This is a genomic window from Blautia aquisgranensis (assembly GCF_040096615.1).
Lineage (GTDB): Bacteria > Bacillota > Clostridia > Lachnospirales > Lachnospiraceae > Blautia_A > Blautia_A aquisgranensis.
Genome location: NZ_JBBMEJ010000001.1, coordinates 278,305 through 298,238 on the forward strand (window position 1 = coordinate 278,305; position 19,934 = coordinate 298,238).

Sequence of the window (19,934 nt, forward strand, 5' to 3'; positions counted from 1 at the left end):
ATCTTTCAACGGGTTTTAGCTGGCTTTTTTGCCCAGCCATTCCTCGAACTGCTCACAGGTATGCCGTTCAATGAGCTGTTCAAAGGCTTCCCGCATCGTCTGGCTGCCGGAGAACTCCCGTGTGACGATAAACTGCACCTTTTTCCGGTCTTTCTGTTTCTGCTGCTGATTTTCCTTGTTTTTTACCATAGGCAAATATCCTCCATAAATGAATTTGAGCCTGACAGCGCCTGCGGCAACGAAGTCCGGCAACGAACCCCGAAAAACCTGCAAGCGAATATCCGGCTCCCTGTTTTTCCTTTCCTGATTTTCTTTGATTTCTTTGTTGCTTTCGTTGTCATAGATAAAAATAAATAGAAGAAGATAAGGAAATACCTTGATATTACAGCATTTCCGGCATCCCTATGAGGGATTTTCCCGGCAACGAACCAACAACCTGCCCGGCAACAGGCCGCAGATTTTAAGCGATCCATTCTTTGGGAAGCTCCAACTGGCGGCATTCTTCCTCCGTCAGCTCCACAAATCCGCTTTCGTTGCCGGGGACTTCGTTGCCGGAACCGGCTTCCCGTTCCCAGCCCCTCTGCCTGCCGTACCCGGCAAACATCCTCGGATTGGAAAAAGGCTTCCAGCCGGTCACGGCGGTATTTATAATCTCGTTGATGTTGTGGAGCTGCCAGCGCTTCGGGTCGTCAAACTCATGGTGCAGGGCTTCCCTGTAAAGCTGTTTGGAACAGACCATGCTGCCGGTATACGTCTCCAGAAAGCCGATGCTCTGCCCAGCCTCGGTGTCCTCCGGCATGAAGTCTTTCTGCACAGCCACAAGCTGTTGCTGTATTTCTTTGCTGAATTTCATGGAACACTGGCCGCTCCGGTAGATGGTCATGGCTTCCGCCCATACCTGCAACAGATATGCCCTGGAAGCGTCCTCGTCCTCCAAAATGTGGACTTCCGCTTCCTCCGGATAGACCATGACCGGCAAGAAGCGCCGGTTTCCCGCCCGGTCAAGGGGCAGGAAGTCCAGCGTGTTGGAAGTGCCTCCGAACACGCACTGACGCAGTCGGTCTTTGGGCTGTGCCTGATATGGCGTCCGGTAGGTTTCCTTCTGCCTGCTGATAAAGGAGCGGATTTCCTCAATGCTCTTTGCGCTGTGGGTTGCCAGCATCTCCGGCATTTCCAGTATCCAGTGGCCTTGCAGCTTCGTGAACACCTTATCGTCATCCAGCCGCTTCAGATCGTCGCTGAACCATTCGTCCTCGATTGCCAGCAGCCGGAAAAAGGTAGATTTCCCGGCTCCCTGTCCTCCCACCAGGCAGAGCATTTCCTCATATTTGCAGCCGGGGGAGAATACCCGCCGGATCGCCCCAAACAGGAAATGCCGGAATACTTCCTCGATATAATCGCTGCACTCTGCACCCAGGAAATGGTGCAGGCAGGAGCGGATACGGGGCTGTCCGTCCCATACAAGGCTGTCCAACCGTTCCCTGATCGGGTGGTAACAGTTCTCGTTGGCGGCAATCTCAAGCGCCGCCGCAATCTTTTTTTCGCTGGTGATCCCATAGGTTTCCTCAAAGTACAAGAGCAGATATTTCATATCGGTATCCGTAATGACGCTTGTACTCCTGCGCCAGCCCAGATTCCGGACAATATCAATGCGCTCCGTCAGCAGGTTATAGCGGACAGCGCCCTTTAACAGCGGGTCATGCTGGAATACCGTCTTGCAGTTGCGGATCGTGTTCGCCGTCTGGCCCTTCTGCGTCACATCAAGGCTTTCCCTGACCTCATCGGCAGTCTGTTCCGGTGCGAGCAAGTCCGCTGCGCTCATGGTGGCCTGCCGGGTGGCTGGCGGCAAACTCTGAAATTCGCTGCTCAATCCGTATCACTTCCTTTCCCTGTTCCGCAACTACGGCGGCCTTTTCCTCCATCGTGCCGGACAGAAGGACGTCCAGCAGATAGCCGATATAATCCTGCTTTTGCAGGGCCTCCACAAACAGCGGATGCCACTGTTCATCCTCCCGCTTCGGCGCATACTCGGTTTTCCATTGCCCCAACAGATGATAATAGCCGGACAATACCCGAAAGCAACGCTGTTCCGCCTGCCGGAAACGCAGTTCCTCGCTGATTTTCCGTTTGACCGGCCTCCTGCGGGGCGGGTCATGTCCTTTGGCGGCAAAACTGACAGAGAAATCCTCCGACAGTTTCAGCGCCGCTTCCTTGCTGTTCAATCCGAACAGACGGGCGGTAAAATCAATCACATCCCCGTCCGCCTGGCAGCCGAAGCAGTGGAAACGCTTATCCACCTTCATACTGGGATTTTTGTCATTGTGGAAAGGGCAGACGCACATCCCGTTTCGGTTTACCCGGATTCCGTAATGCTCCGCAGCCTGCCTTGTGGTCACAGACTGCTTCACAGCTTCAAATACATTCGATTTTCTCACCTCCAGACAGAGCAAAAGGCACCCAACTTCCATAGAAGATCAGATGCCTTATAGCTCCATATCCTTCTTTTTTGCCGGGGCAATGCGCCCCTCACGTTCCCAACGCTCCCTGTTGTCCCGGTCTGCACGCACTTTTGCCCTTGCCATCCTGTCCTTGATCGATTCCCTGGCTTTTTCCTTGATCTGCTCCTTTCCGGCCTGCTTCACCTCCGGCTGCATGAGCGTCCTCTGGATTTTTGCCAGAGCGCCCTGCATGGCGTTTTTGATTTTTGTGATGACCCCATCCAGCCGGGCGGCGGCATACTCACGTTCTTTTTTGGGGGCTTTCCGTTCCGGCGAAAGCACCCACTTTTTTGTTTCCTCCACCAGACGGATGTCCTCTTTGCGGGTTTCCTGCCGGACAGCATCGGCCACGACCTCCACCGCCTTGTCATAGGCAGCGTCCGAAACATCATCCAGCAGCGTCTCCACATCCTCGATTTTCAGCGTCAGTTCTTCCAGCTTCTGCTCCTGCGCCGCCAGCCGCTCCTTCTGCTTCATCAGGATGTAGTCCTGCTTCTCCAGATAGTCACGCCCGCCATAAGACGGTTCCTGATCCAGATGCAGCCCATGCCGCTTTGCGATGTCAAACAGGAGCGTCCGGCAAATGGCGTCAAAGGTCTGCTTCCGGTTATTGTTCCTGCTTTTGGGTTTGCCCGGATTGGGAAGCGGGATACCCAGTTCCTCCAGCGCCTTTTCCTGCTGGGGACACAGCTCCCCGTATCGGTTTCCGCAGTCAAAGACATGGCGCTCATGGATATGGGGCGTGGCCTCATCCAGATGGAGCGCCCAGTCGATGATGTGGACATGGGAACCGAAACGGCGTTCAAATTCCTCCTGAAATTCTGTGACAATCTTAAACAGCACTTCCGGTGAAACGGATTGTTCCATCGTGCCGATCTGGTACAGCGTTTCTTCCGGGCAGGTCTTGTTATTTCTCAGCAAGTCCTCTACCGTGCGGTTGCGTTCGGTGTGACGGGTTTTCTCGTTCCGGGCGTTCTGGGCATCCACATGGCCGGAATAATGCTCGGTGTAGTACATCCGCTCAATTTCCTCAAAGCTGTAATCCGGCTGCTCCGGGTTCTCCCGAAAGTCATGGGTGGTAAAGCCCCGGTAGCAGTCCCAATACACATTTTGCCTGGCCCGGTCAGCGTCAATGTGTTCGCTGTTCTCCACATTGAAGCGGCGGTCATTATGCCGGGGATTATAGGTTCCGTTTTTGCCGGAGCGTCCGTTGTGCCTTGTCAGTTTCAATAGGCATTTTCCTCCATTTCAAAGATTTTCATGGGCGGGAGAGAGGCGGCGAAGCCGCATTCCCTGCGAAGGTTTTGCGTCAGGTAATACCCAGTACAAGTTGACGCACACATCAACTTTCCCTGGGCCGAGGTTTTCCACCTCTGGACACCGGAGTAAAGGCTCGCCGCCTCTACACACCGCACAGGCGCTGCCGCCCTGTACCCGGCCAATAGGCGTTGCCCCTTGACCCCAGCAGTGCGCTGCCGCCCCTGCACCCCGGCACAAAGGACTGGTCTCCGCTCCGCTTCGGTCGGCGCTAAGCGGACATCCACCGGATGTCCAGCGCCCCTCTGTACTCCCGCCCGGCAAAATCGGAAACTGCCAGCATGAAGCTGTCTCATTTCCGATTCTGCCGGTTTCCAATTTCCTGCCGAAATTGGAAATCCCGTCATGCCGCCGGTGGAAGATCATCCGGCTCTATAACGGGGATCGCCGCCCGCTTTGAAAGATACTGCGGGCATTCGATCAGCTGCGCCCGGAAGCTCTGCTTGCAGCTATGGCGGCATTTCCGGCACAGTTCGTTATAAGTGACACGGTTGCGGTCATTCAGGAAGAAAGCCAGTTCTTCCTTACGTTTTTTACTCATTCTCGGCATTTGCTGTTCCCTCCGTTTTACTGTCATGTTTCGGTGTCTTTTTTGGGCGTTTTCCCCTCTGTATGCGCCTTGAAAAAGACCGGTAATATTCCAGACAGGGGAAGATACCTTTCCCTCATTTGTCGCTTCCCGGTACGGTTTCAGTTCCCTTTGCCATCCAGTCAAAGAACGCTTTTTTACTGATCTTAATCAGCCTGCCGCTTCTAAACGCCGGAAAGCCGGGCGTGTGTACCAGCTCGTAGGCGCTCACTCTGGAAATTCCCATAATACGCCGGATGTCCGCCACATCCAGCACCAGCGGGAGATCATCGTAGCTTTTCAGTCTCTTGTTTTCACTCATTTCGTTGTTCCTCCTGTTATTAAATTTGATAAAATCTTCTGTTTTGTTTCCTTTCGCCGTTCTGCCTGACAGCCGTTATCCTCATGGCCGCATCCCTGCGGCTGCCCCATTCCTGCGGCGTATCCCATGTATTGGCACGCTCCCCGGCTCGGTATCTTCCCGATTTTCCGGCTCCCGGCGCTGCTTCCCCTCACGGTCATATCCCTGTCAGACGGTCATTCACTTGTCAAGGTACTGCATGTAACGAAATTACCATGTGTCAATCATCATATCGGCTTAGACTTGACAAATCAATACTTCTGCGGTACTCTTTATGTAACGGATTGAACTTGATTATAGAATTACCATAAAAATTGAGAGGGGTGAGCCTATGGAATTTGCATTTAATCGGCATGAACCGGTCTATGACCGGATTTTATTCGTCCTGACACTGGACAGGCAAAAAATGAAAGAGCGTATTTTGATCGGCGAGGAGGCGCAAATCCGTTTCCGCCTGCAAGGGGATATGGATGCGGATTTACTCTGTGACGCCATCCGGCCTCTGGGGACATTTCTTTCCGAATTTGAACATGACCCGGACGGGGAATGGAACCGTTGGGGACTGTCCCCGCTGCGGGAAGCCCTGCACTCGAACCGCTGGAAGCAACCTGCATTGGAACAGGCAGCCGGGGAATTTCTGTCAAAAAAATATCTCACCGGCGACCCGGTGAGAATGTATGCGGCGTTCCGTATCTGGAACGAGTATCTGCGTGCCAGGGAACCAAGGGACAGACCGGCCGCCTGTGACCGCTTTATCAGCAAAGTGAACGGCTTTACGGCCACATTTATGGAAGCCCCGCCGCTGGAATTTGACTCGGATACCGGCAGACCCCAACGGCTGAATATCTCTCATCGGATATGGGGATCGGTGCCAGCCGAAGATACCCGGCTCGACCTTTGGTATCCCGACAATAAAAGAGGGGCTGAATGCGTTGCCGCTTATGTGTCCCTCTATCCTTTGATTATATATTATCTGAACCGGCTTTCCGACTGGGGCCTGTATATCCGAAAATGCAAAACCTGCGGGAAAATCTTCCTTGCCAGGAGCCAGCGCTACGAATTGTGCAGCGAGAAGTGCCGGAAAGCGCAAGCACTCGAAAACAAGCGGGACTTTGATAAACGGGCCAGAGATAACAAATATGACCTCGTTTATAAAAACGAGTGCCAGCACTGGCGCAATATCATCAATAAAGCAAAGAAAAATCCCGGCTTCCCCTCTGACCGGCTGGAAGAAATGCAGGCAGCCTTTGAAGCGTTCAAAAAGGAAGCCCTGCAAAGGAAACGGGCGATTAAGACGGAAAAAGCCAGCCCGAAAGAATTTACGGACTGGCTCGTTGAACAAACAAATATCATTTTGGATTTGGCGGAACACTGACAAGGCGGCCTACTGTCCGTTCCCGCCTACTTCTGTATCCGCCATAAGGGAAGTAGGTTTCCATGACAGAATCCATAATACCATTCTTATAAATTTTCCGTATGTCTGTAATGGTTTCGGGCGGTGTATGCTTCAGGTATTCCAGAAGCTCCGCCCGGTTGTCCATAATCAGGCAGCGCTGGCCTGCCTGCCGTTCAACCCGGTATCTCATGGCGGTCTCCTTATACATAGATCATTTCATGCAGTATGATTTCTTCCGCCCGGTTACGGATAGAATTGACGGCCCGAACCCAGTCCACTTGGGAAGTGCGCTTTAATCCCTCGGTCACGCCCTCCACAGCCATCATCTGCGCTGTGATCGTATCCAGCCGCTCCTGTGCCTGTTCATTCAGATCGGCAAGGTAAGTCCACAGTTTACCGGACAGCGATAAGCTGTTATAATATCCGGGACGGAACTCTTTCAAATAGTTTTGGTGCATCCGCCCCCAGCGTCCAATAGGGCGTCTTTCCTCCGGCAGCGTCAGCATCGGGATATAGTAATCCCCGGCAAGCACGTAGTCAATGCCATTTGCATGGGTATATTTCGGTAATTTCTCCATTTCCGACCTCCTGTATTCGATTTTTCAGAATCCAGTTGATCGTGTCCCTGTTCATGTAAAATTCAAGGCAACTGAACTCTTCACGAACAATTATGGCATATCCTTTCCTGTTTTCTGGTAGTTCATTCCATAAGACCGCTGACTGCCTCTCGTATCCGATGTGTTATAAAGATCTATGGTTTCTTTTCCCAGGATCTCCGCTATTTCCTTTAATGTCGTTTTTTCCTTTCCACCCAGGAATAAGGTCGTATCACAGTTCCCTTCGATGGTATCGGCATTATCCTTATAAATTGCCTTAAGCTGAGACTTTGACTGCAAAATAATAGAAGCTGAGATTTCCCGGCTTCTAATCGTAGCAATCAATTTTTCGAATTTTGGAATTTGTCCGATGTTCGCAAACTCGTCCAGGAGACACCTCACATGAATTGGAAGTCTGCCTCCATATACATCATCAGCTCTGTCACAGAGCAGATTAAAAAGCTGTGTGTACATAATAGAAACAATAAAATTAAAGGTATCATCGGTATCTGAAATAATAACAAACAATGCAGTTTTCCTGTCACCAACCAGATCCAATTCCAGCTCGTCATAACTCATAAGCTCCCGCAGTTCCGCAATATCAAAGGGTGCGAGTCTTGCACCACAACTGATCAGAATAGATTTTGCTGTCTTACCGGCAGCCAGCTTGTATTTTTTGTACTGCCTTACTGCAAAATGGTTCGGGTCTTTCTGCTCCAGTTCATCAAACATCAGATCTACTGGATTCTTGAAATTCTCATCATCTTCCCTGGCTTCTGACACATTGATCATTTCCAACAGAGTATTAAAATTCTTTTCTTCTTCCCTGCCTTCATACCAGATATAACCAATCAGGGCACAATAATAGAGTTTTTCCGCCTTTACCCAAAAATCCTCACCTGATTGCTGCCCTTCACCTTTGGTATTAGCAATAATGGTTGTTACCAGTTTTAGAATATCTTTTTCACTGCGGATATATACAAATGGATTATAGTGCATGGATTTTTTGAAGTTAATTGTATTCAAAACTTTGATTTTATACGGTTCGTATATAACTTTTCCCTCTTTGTCCCGCACGATTTTTCCATTCTCATCCGTCATCGGACTGCCTTTTGCCAGCATACTGCCAACCTCCAGAAGCACAGTTCCCTTTGGATCAGTAATCACATAGGAGCTGTGCATCTGCATAATGTTAGGCTTTACAAAAAATCTGGTTTTTCCAGAACCGGAACCGCCAATTACCAGAATGTTTTTATTCCTGGCGTATTTCGGATTCTTTGGTCTGCTTGACATAGTAAGGCTCTCTGTTTCTGTAAGAATAATATTATTTTCAAATTCAGGATCAGAATATGGTCGTATATCTTTTTCTGTTCCCCATCTGGCAGAACCATACTCCACACCCAGCCGATATTTCCTGGCATTTTTCGTGCGGTAAATAATAACAAATTTTACAACCATGCCTCCTGCAATTCCCCAAAACAGATCCATATGATTCAAACTTGGCCAGAGATTCCGAAACGCCAGTTCAAAATAAGTAATAGTATCCATAAATTTATCCCAGGAAGTTGCTCCGGTGTTTACCCGATACAGCCAGGCAATCTTATTGAAAAAATAAGCAAACATCAGATAGGGGAAATTAGCTAAAAACAGCTTTTTCTGATCTGCCCTCTTCAATTCACTTGCCTTATCCGTGATCAGATTTTTCACATCCGCAAGCATTTTTCCTGGGATACTCTCTGAAGAAAAAACAGCTTTTCCAGATATTTTTCTCTTTTTCGGAGAACCTCTGATATGCTGAACTTTTCCTCTTTTCTTCTTATGCTGCTGTTTTTTCTCCATCATAAACTCTGCCCTCTGTCTTTCTGCTGTTCTCTTGCTCGTTCTCTGTTCTTTCCTTTAGACACAGCATCCTTAAAGTGCATAAGTTTTTTCATAATAGATGGCTTATCCTTTTTGTTCATCTGTACACCCAAATATTTCTTAAATGCCAGATTCATCATTTCTGTATCCTGCCCTTTAAAGAACACATAGTAGGTCGGTGGCTTGGTCGAACTGTCTTTTTTCAAGGCAAAATCTAAACGGTATTTTTTCGCCACACGCTCAAAGGACTTGATATTTCCATCTGTGATTTCAATATTGGATAAACCAGAACCCTGGCTTTTCAGTTCTTTGTATGACTGTTTTCCAACCTTATAAGGATTCTTTCCTTTTTGTTTCTGTCCTGACAGATACTTCCGCAGCATATTTTTTAACACGTCGGCAGTCACTCTTGCAGTTTTAACCGACAATGCGATTGTTTTCTGAGTAACTTCTTCCTGCAATTTGCACGCCTCCTTTCGACTCTGATCCGCAAATTACGGTGGTACTAACAGATGGGGGAGATATATTTTCATTGGAATTTGACTCCTTTCCACTTCCCGACAAATTGTCGAGAAGTCATGGGTTTTAATTTTTCACTGTCTGCTTCAATAAATAAATTGTGCTGAACTGCACATATAACTTTTCTTCTTCCCAATCCATCTGATCCATCAGCAGGCATTGAAATAATACATCTACATCCTGCAATTTATAAATCCTGTTGCACGTTTCTGACAAACCTTTTAATTCCGGAATCTCTTGCATCGCATTTCGTCTGTGCATAAGACATTGCAAGTATAATGCTTCAAGATGTTTCTGGCTGAAAATAAGTGCTGTCGTATCCTGTTCATTGACTGTACATTTACGTTTTTCTAACTCTTCTTGGGAAATGTCCAGAAAACACCGGATATTTTCGACATATACATCACCATCAAATGTTGGATGCTTTTTCTTAATCCATCGTTTTGCCGCTACCTCCATATTCTTTCTGTCTCGATCAGATCTGGCACTACGGAAATTCAGCCTTTTGTCCATTTCTGCATAGATATTACTTTTCACCTGCCGCTCTGCCAAAGCTGCGTATTCTTCATTGCGAAAAAAATAATCTAAAAGTTGGTTCATCTTAGCCTGACTATCTACCAAATGATAACATTCCTCGGAAAACCCCAAACCTGCAAATGCAACTGGCGCACTTCCTTTTTTGATTTCTTTTTCAATTACTCTTAAAATGTCTCTCTGTGATTCCATTTCTCGGTTTCCTCTCTCTTCTTCATTTTTCTGATTCTTTTCACAAATCATCAATAAATTTTCATCTGCTCTTTTCGCTGTCAGTGTCAGTGAATAACAAACAAAGATCAGCAACAGTGATACCAATGCACTTCCAACACCAATCATAAAAACTTTTCCCCCACCAATACATGAAGCAATCCGTCCCATTTAAAAAACGGACTGATTTTTTTCAGCATAGCAATCAAGTCCGCTTCATTTTCTATTTCAATATCCAAAAATTCTATTACACTAATTTCAAGTCCATCCGCAATTTTCTTTAATTGTTCTACTTTCGGCTTTCGTATGCCTATTTCATACTTCCGAATTGTATTCACATTAATTCCTGTTCGTTCTGCAAGCAGCTCCTGCGATAGCCCTCTCTGTTTCCGAAAATAACGAATCTTTTCATTTATCTCCATGTCTTTCATCTGTTGAACTTCTCGACAATTTGTCGGGAAGTTGTTCCCTTTCCCAGTTTTCTTTTCCTTCATATCCATACATAGATATTTCCTCATCCAATAGCCTTGCAACCATAAAGCAACAAGACAGCAAAAACAAAAGCACTATTCCTGCCATAATAATAATTATCAAATCAATCACATCTCATCCTCCTATGTAAGCGGTACAGAAAAAGCAGCCTTGACAGACTGCTTTTTCAATCACCATATTCTATTTTTGTTCTCATGTAAAAAGGCTTCCGAAATTGTGCGAATCCCAAACGCTAATCCATCTATGTAAGCGTCTCTCTGTTCTGTTTGTTTAAGATTTAAAGTATATTCCTTGTAATCCTCAAACATTGCCTGCAGATCCGGACTCATTAGACTTATCATTTCCTTTTCTAATGTTTCACACAGTTCCTTTGTCTCTTCATAACTTTTACTTTGTGTCTCACATTGATTCATTGGATAAATGCTATAATACAATTTTTCCAGTTGCTTTTCGCTCATTTTTGATCACCATTTCTTTCAGTCTTTTTATGATCCATATAATTCCAGAAATGCCGTTTTTTAGCAAAATGCCTGCTACAGCTAATAATCTCCAGGCAAGAACCCCTATTCCAATCAAACTTCCTACCATCAGTTTAAGTACCACCAAACCAAGCATTTCCCCTGTCCCCACATTTCTTGGAACGACCAACAAAAACATTTTCTGGATTCCGAAAGGTATTCCCACAAAAAGCAATAATTTTCTCCAGTCTAATATTTCACCATTCATGCACATAGGGTGAACAATTAAGCAGATAATCATAGCTATTGCACCAGGAATTATCAATTTTGTTATAATTTCTTTTCCTCTCATATGCCACCTCCGTACATATCATGATTTACTTTTGCCTGGTAATAATTGCCTATTGTCGTTATTGAATTCATAAGACAGGTAAGCAAGTACGCTTTTATGTTCTTTACTTCCCTGGTATTCTCATGCAGACAATCAAGTACATACTCTATGTGGCTTTCTTCCAGCAACAATAATCTGCTTTTTACGAACTGATATGGGTATTTCACTCCACTGATCGTAATATTCTCCCGTTCTATGCTGATTGTTTCCACAATTAGTGCCACAATTTCATCCAACTGTTGCTGTTCCCCTAGTCTGCATCGTTGTACAAGACAGTCATATTCAATATTTCTTTTTACAAGTGCAGTATTCATCTGGAATAACTCCATCTCTTCCATCAAATCCATTGACTGCTGTTCGGAAGAATCTGAAAGATTGATAAGATCAGTATTATTCCTGTCCGTATTACTAATATCAGTATAATTATATTTAGTATTAATTGGGTCGATTTTTCCGACCTCTGTAGTTCTGATTTTTCGACCACGATAAGTCGTATTTTCCGACCTCTTGAAGTCGGTTTTTCCGACCCCTTGAAGTCGATTTTTCCGACCACGATAAGTCGATTTTTCCGACTCCGATAAGTCGACTTCTTCGACCTCTCGATTTTGTTGAATACTCTCTTCGGATTCATCATTGTTTTTAACATCTTTTGATGTCCTTAAAATAAAGTTCTTTACATAAATAATATCCGGTTTACCAAATCCTTGTTTGACTCTTTCAATTAATCCGATTCCCTTTTTGGTATCCAGTTCTGCAAGCGTTTTCATTGCTTTATCTCTTCCACAATTCATATACTGAATAACCTGTTCAACAGTAAAAATAATATAAACCTTACCCTCTTCATCAAACCACTGATGTCTGATAGATAAAGCCATTCTGTCCAGCATCAGCCCATAAAGAACCTTTGCATCGCTGGACAGATTACAGAAATATTCATCTGTGAATAATACTTTGGGAATACGGTAAAAAGCAAACTGTTCCGACTCATAATCGTGAAAATAACCAAACTCTATTTTTGTGCTTTCGGATTTTGCCATTTTGCTTTCCCTCCTTCCCTCTTTATTGGCTTTTCTTCCAGTTATCAAGCAGTTCATAGATAACCTGTTCAATCTGTTCTCTGTTATATTCCTTTGGGAAATACTTTCGTATTATCTTTTCAGTTAAAGTAACTTTTCCTGTCTCTGTTTTCTTTTCATTCAGAATAAGCTGTACCGCTAATTCTGTCAGTTTACCTTCACCGCTGTATTGCTTCAGTTTTGTTGCCATTGAACCTGTAACAGAGCTTGCTCCAGACACTATGCAGTCTTTCACCCAAATCTGCTCCGTTTCTGATAAATAGGTTAATGAAACACCTACTGTAAAATTAATCTTTCCTTCATCCAACAATTTCAGCAATTCCGGAATAAGGCAGGTCAAGCGTATGTAACGCTGAACGGTTCTTCCACTGTCACCTGCAGCCTGTCCAACCAGATCTGCACTGTCAACAGAAGCTGCGTTTTCGTCTTTTATGCCCTGATGTTTTACTGCATCCATCTTCATTTTATAAGCATATGCCTTTTCGCTTGGAAGCAAATTTTCTCTCTGTATATTAGAATCCACCATAACGATTACGGCTTCATCATCGGTATAGTTCCGTATAAGTACTGGCATTTTACTTTTTCCAGCCAGTTCGCAACCACGTTTTCTCCTGTGACCAGCAATCAGTTCATATCCTCCCTCTGCGCGAGGACGTACCAATGCAGGATTTAAGATGCCATAATTCTTGATACTTTCTACTGTTTCAGCCATTTTTTCATCATCATTTACATGAAATGGATGATTTCTAAAAGGATGTAACTCATTTAATCGCACTTCAACAATCTGATTAAGAGTATTCTGTTCGGCTTCATTGATTCCAAGCAATTCATCATAAGAAGTAAGCTGAATTTCTTTCTTAGGTTTACGCATGATTCAGCACCTCCTGGACAAGTGCTTGATAACTGTACGCACCTTTTCCTTTTGCATCGTAAGAAAAAATACTGACACCTTCTGATGCAGTTTCAGCAAGAGCTTCTGTTCTTGGAATTGTCTGATCAAAAATTATAATCTCTGCTCCATAAGCATCTCGTACTGCCTGCTTATTTCTCTTTGAATTATTATAATGGCTGCTGTCCATTGTAAACAGAATCCCTTCAATCTGTAAATCAGGATTAAATCTCTGATGAATGCCTTTCACAACTTTCAGTAATTCCATGAGGCCATCTGCCGCATAGTATTGAGGCTGCACCGGAATCAAAACGCTATCAGCTGCACTTAACGCATTAATTGTCATCATTCCCAATGAGGGCATACAATCAATCAGAATATAGTCATAATCATTTTCCAAAAGTTCCAGATATTCTTTTAAGACTTTTTCTCTGTCCTCTACCGTAAATAATGACATGTCCATTCCCGAAAGAAGTTTATTAGATGGAATTACATCTATTCCTTCCTCATGGTGTAAAATTGCTTCCCTGGGATCAAATTCTAATCCCATAATGATATTTTCCATCATTGTTTTCAATGTTACCCTTAAGTTCTTTGGAAAACCAAGTCCCATTGTCAAATGTCCCTGTGGATCAGCATCTATTAGCATTACACGTTTCCCAACCTTAGACAGTCCTACTCCAAGATTAATTGTGGTTGTAGTCTTTGCTACTCCACCTTTTTGATTTGCGATTGCGATTATTTTGCACATGATATAATTCTCCTGTTTTTCTACTATTTTTTATTTACATTACTTTTTTCAATTTCAGCATAAGCTCTATAATATTTGCTCGTCCCCTTATTTGAATAAAGTTCCGATAATTCCATAACTTCAATTTTAGGATGACGCTGCAGGATTTTCTGAAACCATGCAATATCATTCTTTGTTCCCATCAGTCTCACTTTCAGCATTAATCTATTCCTCCAAGCATGGCATGTAACTTTTGATTGTGCACTACATATTCCGGATAACGGATCTGTATTGCCTGCCAAAAATATGGTGCATATGCACAGCAGAAGATATCCTCTACTGTATACTGTCTGCACTCGTTTACCTGTTCCTCTGCATCTTCATAATCCCAAACGCTTGGCGTGCTGTTACAGTACAGATTAAATGCCATCCTTACCACTTTTAAGCTACCGCTTGTCTGCCATCCTTCATGTAAACATTTCGTTTTAACAGACCCCGTTTTAAAATTATAAATTCTGTCAGCATTTTTTCTGGTATCTCCATTAATACCCAGACAATAACACAATGCCTTATGGTACACATCCTGATACCGTACTTCTTGTAATTTTTCATAGTAGAATTTTTCATGTGCATCACTGATAAAAATAATGTTTTCTGCTCCTAACGCTGTACTTTTCATTTTGAACCTCCTTGAAATAAAAAAGGACCTTACCAATTGTTCTACCAATTAATAAGGTCATACTATATGTTACTTTTCTAAATTCGTGCTAGGGATTCCTCTCTTTAGTAAAAACTTAGTAAAACATCCCTACTGGTTCAAAAATATACTGTAAAATCAAGGTTTTTCAGAATTTTGCTAAGGTAGTGCCGTGGCAGATGAAAAGTATTTTTATCATTGTTGCATAACCTCGCATTTCCTTGTTTTTCTTGGTATTTCGGGCTTTGTGAACCCTTGTAAAAAATTGCTTTCTGGCATAATTGGTCTGTTATGGCATGTGTAGTTTGCAAAAGGTGTAAAATAAGGTATAGATTTCACAATTTTATAATCAGTTCCATCTCTATCTGTTATATGTCCAATGATCCAGATACCACTGATGCAGTTCCTCCGTTGTCCTGCAGCACTCTGTAACCTGTTTTCCCTCAGAGATCCACTGACAGGTTTCTCTACGAAATGTATCAATATCCAGAGCATGAAATTTATATATTCCTCCCCGTCTATGCATGACTTCATCATCACACTGGAACTCAAAATAATCATCCCCATCCAAAATGACCTTTCCTGTCAGATTCCATACTCCTGACCACGGAGGATCATCCCCTGGAACACAGATGGACAGCCTTCCATCTTCCTGAATAAGAGGCGCTACCGCAATATTTTTCATTCTTGGTATATACGGTTGTTCAAACCAGTATGCTTTTTTCTGATTCATTTTTCCTCCCCAGCTTAGCCAGCAATTCTATAAATCTGAACTTAGCAAAAATGTATTTACGCTAACAATGTAAATATTATAAATCCTTTTGCATAAAATGTATTAACGCAACTGAACTTTTTTCAACCTTCAAAATAACATGCCTATCTGTAATCCCTCGCCACATCCATATACTCCCGTCTTTCCTCTTCCGTAGAATCTTTTATTGCCAGTGCCCTCATATTTTCACCTACTTCACCATGCCGGAGTTACTTCTATATTCCTCGTTTAGCTCCCGTAGTTCTTTTTCTCCATTGATATATGGCTCATAAAAAGCATCTACGGAGCCTCAGCCCAGGTTATCACATCCGTTGCAGAAATCACATGCTCCGCCGCACTGATTTAATCCTTCCTGTACAATGCGGATTCTCTCTTCTTTTGTTGTATCCTTGATCAATATGCTTTTGTTCTTCATTTCAATGCCTCCTACTGCTCATCGCTGCCCCAAAGGCCGCTTCTTCCTCACATTCTGTCACTGCCAGCTCTGCGCCAAACATTTCCTTAATGATCTCACAGAGCACCGGATTTTTTCTGAGACCATTTCCAGCCCCGGCTATACGATTTACTTTTATCCCCGTTCCCTGGCAGATAATCTGATACATCTGATAAAGTTCTCTGCTCATTCCCTCCAGGACTCCATAGGCAAAATATTCCGGAGTAAAATTATCAGAAAACAGATTCATCACGCTGCCACTTATCTCCGGATCTGTTCTTGTACCGTCAAAGGTTGTCTCTATCTTAAGTCTTCTGTTTTCACTCTGTCTGGCATTTAGCTCTTTTCCTTTCCACGCCAGCTTTTCTATTATTTCATATAAGGGCTCTTCTATCCCTTTTGCTTCTTTCATAAACTTTCTGAAAAACTGTTCCAGAAGGGCATATGCTTTTCCGCCACATAAGGATGCACCTGCGAGCAGATATTTTCCATCCAGAAATGGTCTGGCTTCAATTCCGTCCGTCTCAAAAAACTTTTCCGAAAGAATCGAGATCTGACCACCGGTTCCCATATTTATCAATGCCGTGTTTTCCCAAGTTCCTGCTGCTCCCAGAAAACTTGCCTGATTATCTCCTATTGCTGTTGTCACTGTGCAGTTTTTGTACAGGCCAAGTTCCCGGATTTCCATACAGGTTTCCGGAAGCCAGCTTTTATGAACCCCTTCTTTTTCCAGTATTTCTGTTTCAAAACACATTTTACTACCGTCAAAAAATCCAATTCCCGCCGCATTGCTGACATGCATAAGCGGTGTTTTTCGTCCTGTAAGGTACATTCCGAAGCAATCCATGATCGTACAAAAACTTACTGCTGATTCCGGAACCAGATTGTGCCGCATATTATAAATGTGTGTAACTATTCCATATCCGGACGCTGTTCTGATCTTGTATTTTTCCCGGATTTCTTCTGCTAACGGTAATTTATCTTCACAGAGGTTTCCTCTCGAATCCTGCCATGTGTACAAAGGGCTGACACATTTCCCCTGTTCATCAACATAAACGATCCCATGCATCTGGCCTGTAAGTCCTACTCTTTTGATATCCGGATATTTATTTATAAAACAGTCCAGCAGGGCTTCAGCTTTTTTCAAAATCTGCTGTGCATCCTGTATCCGTTCCCATTCATGTCCGGTCTGAATAAAACAATCATTTTGTATTGTTTTTGTCTCCAGTATTTCCGGTCTTTTCTCTTTTTTATCTTCCAGAACAATCCCGCTGATCGTTGTTGTTCCAATATCAATTCCTGCTATTTTCATAAATTCATGCCCCTTTGCCCCCTATTGCACTTCTACTCATTTAAGTGAGCCTTATCTTTCTCCGGAATTATCATACTCTTTCTCAATCCACGTCATGATCACATCCACCAGATAATCCTGCTGTATCTGGCTCAGCTCCCTGCCAGGCTTTATTTTATGCCATTTATAAATACAGCCACGACAGCAGGTTGCAGTTGCGTGCTGTGCGATAAATACCGGATGCCCTTTCATCGGAGTCTGTTTTCCGTCATTCGGAATAAATGCAGGTGCCTCACGTTTTGCAATAAAATCTGCCGCATGCTGTCTTATCACATCCATTCCTTTTTCATTGATATAGTCTATATCCTTCTGCTTCAGATGAAAACTGCTTCGGAATTTTGAATTTTCCAGATATTCAAAAAGCTGCTTATACCATTCATCCTTTGTCATAACCTGCCACCTTAAATCCATACTCTACCCATCCGTTTTCCCATTCTCCACGGATCAGATAGAGCATATTCTCTCTTACATCCTTAAGTATATATTTATTCTCTGCTTTTTCTGTTTCCACTTCTGCTCCTGCTACAGGATCAGCCTCACCGATAAGTTCTGCAGGAAATGCCGTTACTATGATTTTTTCCGGCGTTGTATCAAATAGCAGTTCCATATCTGTCATTTTTTCTATATTCACATCCGAAATATCTTTCCAGTTTGTAACTGGTGTACTGTCGCCTGCTATCTCCTGTACAGTTCCACCCTTGCCTGTATATTTCCAGCTATATCCACCCTGTGCTGCCGGAAGTGCTTCACTGACTTCTCCATAAGATGTCGTATAACAAATATTAAGATATGGTAACTCGGCCGGATCTTTTCCTGGATATATCTGGTCAAGAAGCTCCTGATACTGATCCGCATCGGAAGTTTTTCCCTCTTTAAGTACCTTGATCTTCGTCACTCCCGGATACTGACCCGGATAAGATTCCAGCATAATCCCATCACCATAAATTGCAACAATATTTCCATTTTTAAGCTCTTCCTTTGAAATCTCTTTTCCATTTTTATCCAGGATCTTATCCGGCATTGTCACTGTAAATATATTTCCAGTGTCCTGATCGACCATCAGACTATTATCTTCTTCATCTGAAATATACATGGCTTTTATCGGCTTTTCTGTCGTATAGCTTCTGTTTACCATAAATACAGCTCCGGCCACCAGAATTACAATAATTATGACCCAGATTCCTTTTTTCTTCATAAATTTTCACCTCTGTCTTTATTCTAATAAAATCTTCTCCAAATATCAATGAAATATGATCTGTAAAATAAAAAGGATCATGTATTTCTACACGATCCTTTAAATTCTTTTTCATTGCTTTTTGTAAAAAATTCTTTTGCGGTTTATGCTCTTTCCATAGCCTCTTTATAATCTTTTGTATCTGTAAAGATTTCATTCTTCCATGGATTCTTTTTCTGCATTTTTGCTCTTTTCAGAATGTAAGCAAAAACAAATACATTCACTGCAAATGATACAACAGAAATAACTCCCTGTGCTGTAGGCTCAGCAACTGTCGGCATGCTGTTTCCCATAGCTGCTGCAATGCCACCCTGACCATATACAGATGTAACCGTTGTAAAACGGCTTGCATCCTGGAACAGCGGGAATACCTGTGCAAACATACACCAGAGTGCCAGTGTATTTGCACGATTCTGGATCCAGCCACCCTTATTCCAGAGTGCTGCTGCAAACGTAGGTGCCAGCAGAAGCGCCAGACCACAATACCAGGAATGTGTCGGCAGATTCAGATATGTATACTGGAAATTCCAGATATCATAGGCCAGAACATATACCCAGATCATATCTGGCCACAGCATGTCTTTTTTGTCTTTTGAGGAATAAATTCCCCACCAGCCTGTCATACAGAAAATATTAAAAAGTCCGGCAAGTCCGTTTAATACGTTCCACCAGCCTCCGTAAAGCCATACACCTTCAGAAGACAGCCACCAGCCTCCGGCCAGAGAACCGGCACGAATCGCAGACTCAAAATCAGAAGCAACTGCGATCAGGATATTGATCGCAACGATGATAAATGGAAACGCCTTAAATCCCTGGGATTTTCCAAGTTTTCCCCAGTGATATTTCAGTATCATAAATCCGATACATCCAGCTGTAGCTGCATACAGTTTCGCATAATGGAACCAGCTGTTCATATGTACATAAGTGTCATTTTTCAGCGCCCACTCAGCGCCTGCTGCTGCCCCTGCATAAATAGCAATAAAATATATAGTCAGTGCTACAGGAAGAACCAGGAAACAGGCAATACCTCCTACTTTGGATCTTCTTGCGATCTCGTTCATTACGACAAGTCCGGCAAACACCAGCAGCCATCCCAGAAGCTGCCATCCGGCTGTCTCTCCATAGATTTGAAAAAACATACTCTCTCTCCTTTTCCCGAAACTGTGAACAGTTCCTTATTCTACTTCTATTTCCTTAATGTTGAATTCGTTTCCCTGTAATAAATACGTATGCTCACTGCCGCAGTAAGGACATATCTTTCCATTTGCTACTGTAGGATATGTCTTTTCACAGTTCTCACAATACGTAATCGCAGGTAACGTTTCCACCACTAATTCAGATTTATCGAACAGAGGACGCTTCTTAGCCGCCCATGTCCAGCAACTCTGCAGATAGGACTCGATCACTGTCGAGACCTCCCCCAGCTCAAGTGTGACTTTGCGAACGTGTGTCACTTTATTTTCTGCAGCCACCTTTTCCAGATGGTCCATAATATGAAAAGTTACTCCAAGCTCGTGCATAATTTTGCTCCTTTATCTGAGAGCTGCTGCAC

At 43.8% G+C, this 19,934-nt stretch carries 27 protein-coding genes and 2 pseudogenes; 1 reads left to right on the forward strand and 28 read right to left on the reverse strand.

Annotated features, from left to right (window positions below; genetic code table 11):
* Positions 1-15: 15 nt before the first annotated feature.
* From WMO28_RS01325 to WMO28_RS01355, 7 genes are all read right to left on the reverse strand, one after another.
* Positions 16-189 (reverse strand): hypothetical protein, encoded by a 174-nt coding sequence (locus tag WMO28_RS01325; RefSeq protein ID WP_276891467.1) that lies wholly within the window; start codon positions 187-189, stop codon positions 16-18.
* 271 nt (positions 190-460) lie between these two features.
* Positions 461-1,822, reverse strand: a complete 1,362-nt coding sequence (locus WMO28_RS01330) for a virulence-associated E family protein (RefSeq protein ID WP_349055810.1) — start codon at positions 1,820-1,822, stop codon at positions 461-463.
* Entirely contained in the window at positions 1,779-2,468 is a 690-nt protein-coding gene (locus tag WMO28_RS01335; RefSeq protein ID WP_349055811.1) for a CHC2 zinc finger domain-containing protein, read from the reverse strand. The genes WMO28_RS01330 and WMO28_RS01335 overlap by 44 nt, the downstream gene beginning before the upstream one ends.
* A 15-nt stretch (positions 2,469-2,483) precedes the next feature.
* Entirely contained in the window at positions 2,484-3,728 is a 1,245-nt protein-coding gene (locus WMO28_RS01340) for a plasmid recombination protein (protein WP_349055812.1), read from the reverse strand.
* Between the two features lie 430 nt (positions 3,729-4,158).
* The gene (locus WMO28_RS01345; RefSeq protein ID WP_349055813.1) at positions 4,159-4,365 is read right to left on the reverse strand and encodes a hypothetical protein; all 207 of its coding nucleotides are present in this window, start codon (positions 4,363-4,365) and stop codon (positions 4,159-4,161) included.
* A 115-nt stretch (positions 4,366-4,480) separates the two neighbouring features.
* Positions 4,481-4,705, reverse strand: a complete 225-nt coding sequence (locus WMO28_RS01350) for a helix-turn-helix domain-containing protein (RefSeq protein WP_349055814.1) — start codon at positions 4,703-4,705, stop codon at positions 4,481-4,483.
* A complete protein-coding gene (locus tag WMO28_RS01355) occupies positions 4,702-4,833 on the reverse strand; it encodes a hypothetical protein (RefSeq protein WP_349055815.1) in 132 nt (43 codons plus the stop codon). Before WMO28_RS01355 ends, WMO28_RS01350 begins: the two co-directional genes overlap by 4 nt.
* 242 nt (positions 4,834-5,075) lie before the next feature.
* Here WMO28_RS01355 and WMO28_RS01360 point away from each other — a divergent pair, with 242 nt between their 5' ends.
* Positions 5,076-6,119, forward strand: coding sequence for a hypothetical protein (locus WMO28_RS01360; protein ID WP_349055816.1), 1,044 nt, complete (start codon positions 5,076-5,078; stop codon positions 6,117-6,119).
* Here WMO28_RS01360 and WMO28_RS01365 read toward each other — a convergent pair.
* The 21 genes and pseudogenes from WMO28_RS01365 to WMO28_RS01465 all read right to left on the reverse strand — a co-directional run bounded on the left by WMO28_RS01365 (position 6,094) and on the right by WMO28_RS01465 (position 19,902).
* A complete protein-coding gene (locus WMO28_RS01365; RefSeq protein ID WP_349055817.1) occupies positions 6,094-6,330 on the reverse strand; it encodes a hypothetical protein in 237 nt (78 codons plus the stop codon). The genes WMO28_RS01360 and WMO28_RS01365 overlap by 26 nt on opposite strands.
* A 10-nt stretch (positions 6,331-6,340) precedes the next feature.
* Entirely contained in the window at positions 6,341-6,718 is a 378-nt protein-coding gene (locus WMO28_RS01370; RefSeq protein WP_349055818.1) for a TnpV protein, read from the reverse strand.
* A gap of 96 nt (positions 6,719-6,814) precedes the next feature.
* Positions 6,815-8,284: pseudogene (locus tag WMO28_RS01375) on the reverse strand (VirD4-like conjugal transfer protein, CD1115 family); the annotation flags it as partial.
* 290 nt (positions 8,285-8,574) lie between these two features.
* Entirely contained in the window at positions 8,575-9,057 is a 483-nt protein-coding gene (locus tag WMO28_RS01380) for a PcfB family protein (RefSeq protein ID WP_117457903.1), read from the reverse strand.
* Positions 9,058-9,181: 124 nt separating this feature from the next.
* Positions 9,182-9,988, reverse strand: coding sequence for a hypothetical protein (locus WMO28_RS01385; protein ID WP_118511741.1), 807 nt, complete (start codon positions 9,986-9,988; stop codon positions 9,182-9,184).
* Positions 9,985-10,290, reverse strand: coding sequence for a helix-turn-helix domain-containing protein (locus WMO28_RS01390; RefSeq protein WP_227094345.1), 306 nt, complete (start codon positions 10,288-10,290; stop codon positions 9,985-9,987). Before WMO28_RS01390 ends, WMO28_RS01385 begins: the two co-directional genes overlap by 4 nt.
* The gene (locus WMO28_RS01395) at positions 10,268-10,462 is read right to left on the reverse strand and encodes a hypothetical protein (RefSeq protein WP_005426607.1); all 195 of its coding nucleotides are present in this window, start codon (positions 10,460-10,462) and stop codon (positions 10,268-10,270) included. The genes WMO28_RS01390 and WMO28_RS01395 overlap by 23 nt, the downstream gene beginning before the upstream one ends.
* A gap of 59 nt (positions 10,463-10,521) precedes the next feature.
* Entirely contained in the window at positions 10,522-10,809 is a 288-nt protein-coding gene (locus WMO28_RS01400; RefSeq protein WP_015541255.1) for a DUF6809 family protein, read from the reverse strand.
* Positions 10,775-11,161 carry a DUF6050 family protein gene (locus WMO28_RS01405; protein ID WP_005426609.1) on the reverse strand — a complete coding sequence of 129 codons (387 nt, stop codon included), beginning with the start codon at positions 11,159-11,161 and terminating at the stop codon, positions 10,775-10,777. Before WMO28_RS01405 ends, WMO28_RS01400 begins: the two co-directional genes overlap by 35 nt.
* Positions 11,158-12,237, reverse strand: a complete 1,080-nt coding sequence (locus tag WMO28_RS01410; protein WP_244094401.1) for a replication initiator protein A — start codon at positions 12,235-12,237, stop codon at positions 11,158-11,160. Before WMO28_RS01410 ends, WMO28_RS01405 begins: the two co-directional genes overlap by 4 nt.
* Positions 12,238-12,259: 22 nt before the next feature.
* Positions 12,260-13,147, reverse strand: coding sequence for a ParB/RepB/Spo0J family partition protein (locus WMO28_RS01415; RefSeq protein ID WP_173761961.1), 888 nt, complete (start codon positions 13,145-13,147; stop codon positions 12,260-12,262).
* Positions 13,140-13,916 carry a ParA family protein gene (locus WMO28_RS01420; protein ID WP_005426615.1) on the reverse strand — a complete coding sequence of 259 codons (777 nt, stop codon included), beginning with the start codon at positions 13,914-13,916 and terminating at the stop codon, positions 13,140-13,142. Before WMO28_RS01420 ends, WMO28_RS01415 begins: the two co-directional genes overlap by 8 nt.
* Positions 13,917-13,939: 23 nt before the next feature.
* Positions 13,940-14,116: a hypothetical protein gene (locus WMO28_RS01425; protein ID WP_005426617.1), complete on the reverse strand. Its 177-nt coding sequence runs from the start codon at positions 14,114-14,116 to the stop codon at positions 13,940-13,942.
* The gene (locus tag WMO28_RS01430; RefSeq protein ID WP_173761960.1) at positions 14,116-14,574 is read right to left on the reverse strand and encodes a DUF6075 family protein; all 459 of its coding nucleotides are present in this window, start codon (positions 14,572-14,574) and stop codon (positions 14,116-14,118) included. Before WMO28_RS01430 ends, WMO28_RS01425 begins: the two co-directional genes overlap by 1 nt.
* A gap of 379 nt (positions 14,575-14,953) precedes the next feature.
* The gene (locus WMO28_RS01435; RefSeq protein WP_349055819.1) at positions 14,954-15,325 is read right to left on the reverse strand and encodes a hypothetical protein; all 372 of its coding nucleotides are present in this window, start codon (positions 15,323-15,325) and stop codon (positions 14,954-14,956) included.
* Between the two features lie 229 nt (positions 15,326-15,554).
* Positions 15,555-15,779 (reverse strand): annotated as a pseudogene (locus tag WMO28_RS01440) (hypothetical protein).
* Between the two features lies 1 nt (position 15,780).
* Positions 15,781-17,109, reverse strand: a complete 1,329-nt coding sequence (locus tag WMO28_RS01445) for a sedoheptulokinase (protein WP_349055820.1) — start codon at positions 17,107-17,109, stop codon at positions 15,781-15,783.
* Positions 17,110-17,160: 51 nt separating this feature from the next.
* Positions 17,161-17,538 carry a DUF4186 domain-containing protein gene (locus tag WMO28_RS01450; protein ID WP_349055821.1) on the reverse strand — a complete coding sequence of 126 codons (378 nt, stop codon included), beginning with the start codon at positions 17,536-17,538 and terminating at the stop codon, positions 17,161-17,163.
* A complete protein-coding gene (locus WMO28_RS01455) occupies positions 17,525-18,343 on the reverse strand; it encodes a hypothetical protein (protein WP_349055822.1) in 819 nt (272 codons plus the stop codon). The genes WMO28_RS01450 and WMO28_RS01455 overlap by 14 nt, the downstream gene beginning before the upstream one ends.
* A 143-nt stretch (positions 18,344-18,486) precedes the next feature.
* Positions 18,487-19,521: a DUF5692 family protein gene (locus WMO28_RS01460; protein WP_349055823.1), complete on the reverse strand. Its 1,035-nt coding sequence runs from the start codon at positions 19,519-19,521 to the stop codon at positions 18,487-18,489.
* A gap of 36 nt (positions 19,522-19,557) precedes the next feature.
* Positions 19,558-19,902: a hydrogenase/urease maturation nickel metallochaperone HypA gene (locus WMO28_RS01465; RefSeq protein ID WP_178643085.1), complete on the reverse strand. Its 345-nt coding sequence runs from the start codon at positions 19,900-19,902 to the stop codon at positions 19,558-19,560.
* Between the last annotated feature and the right edge of the window lie 32 nt (positions 19,903-19,934).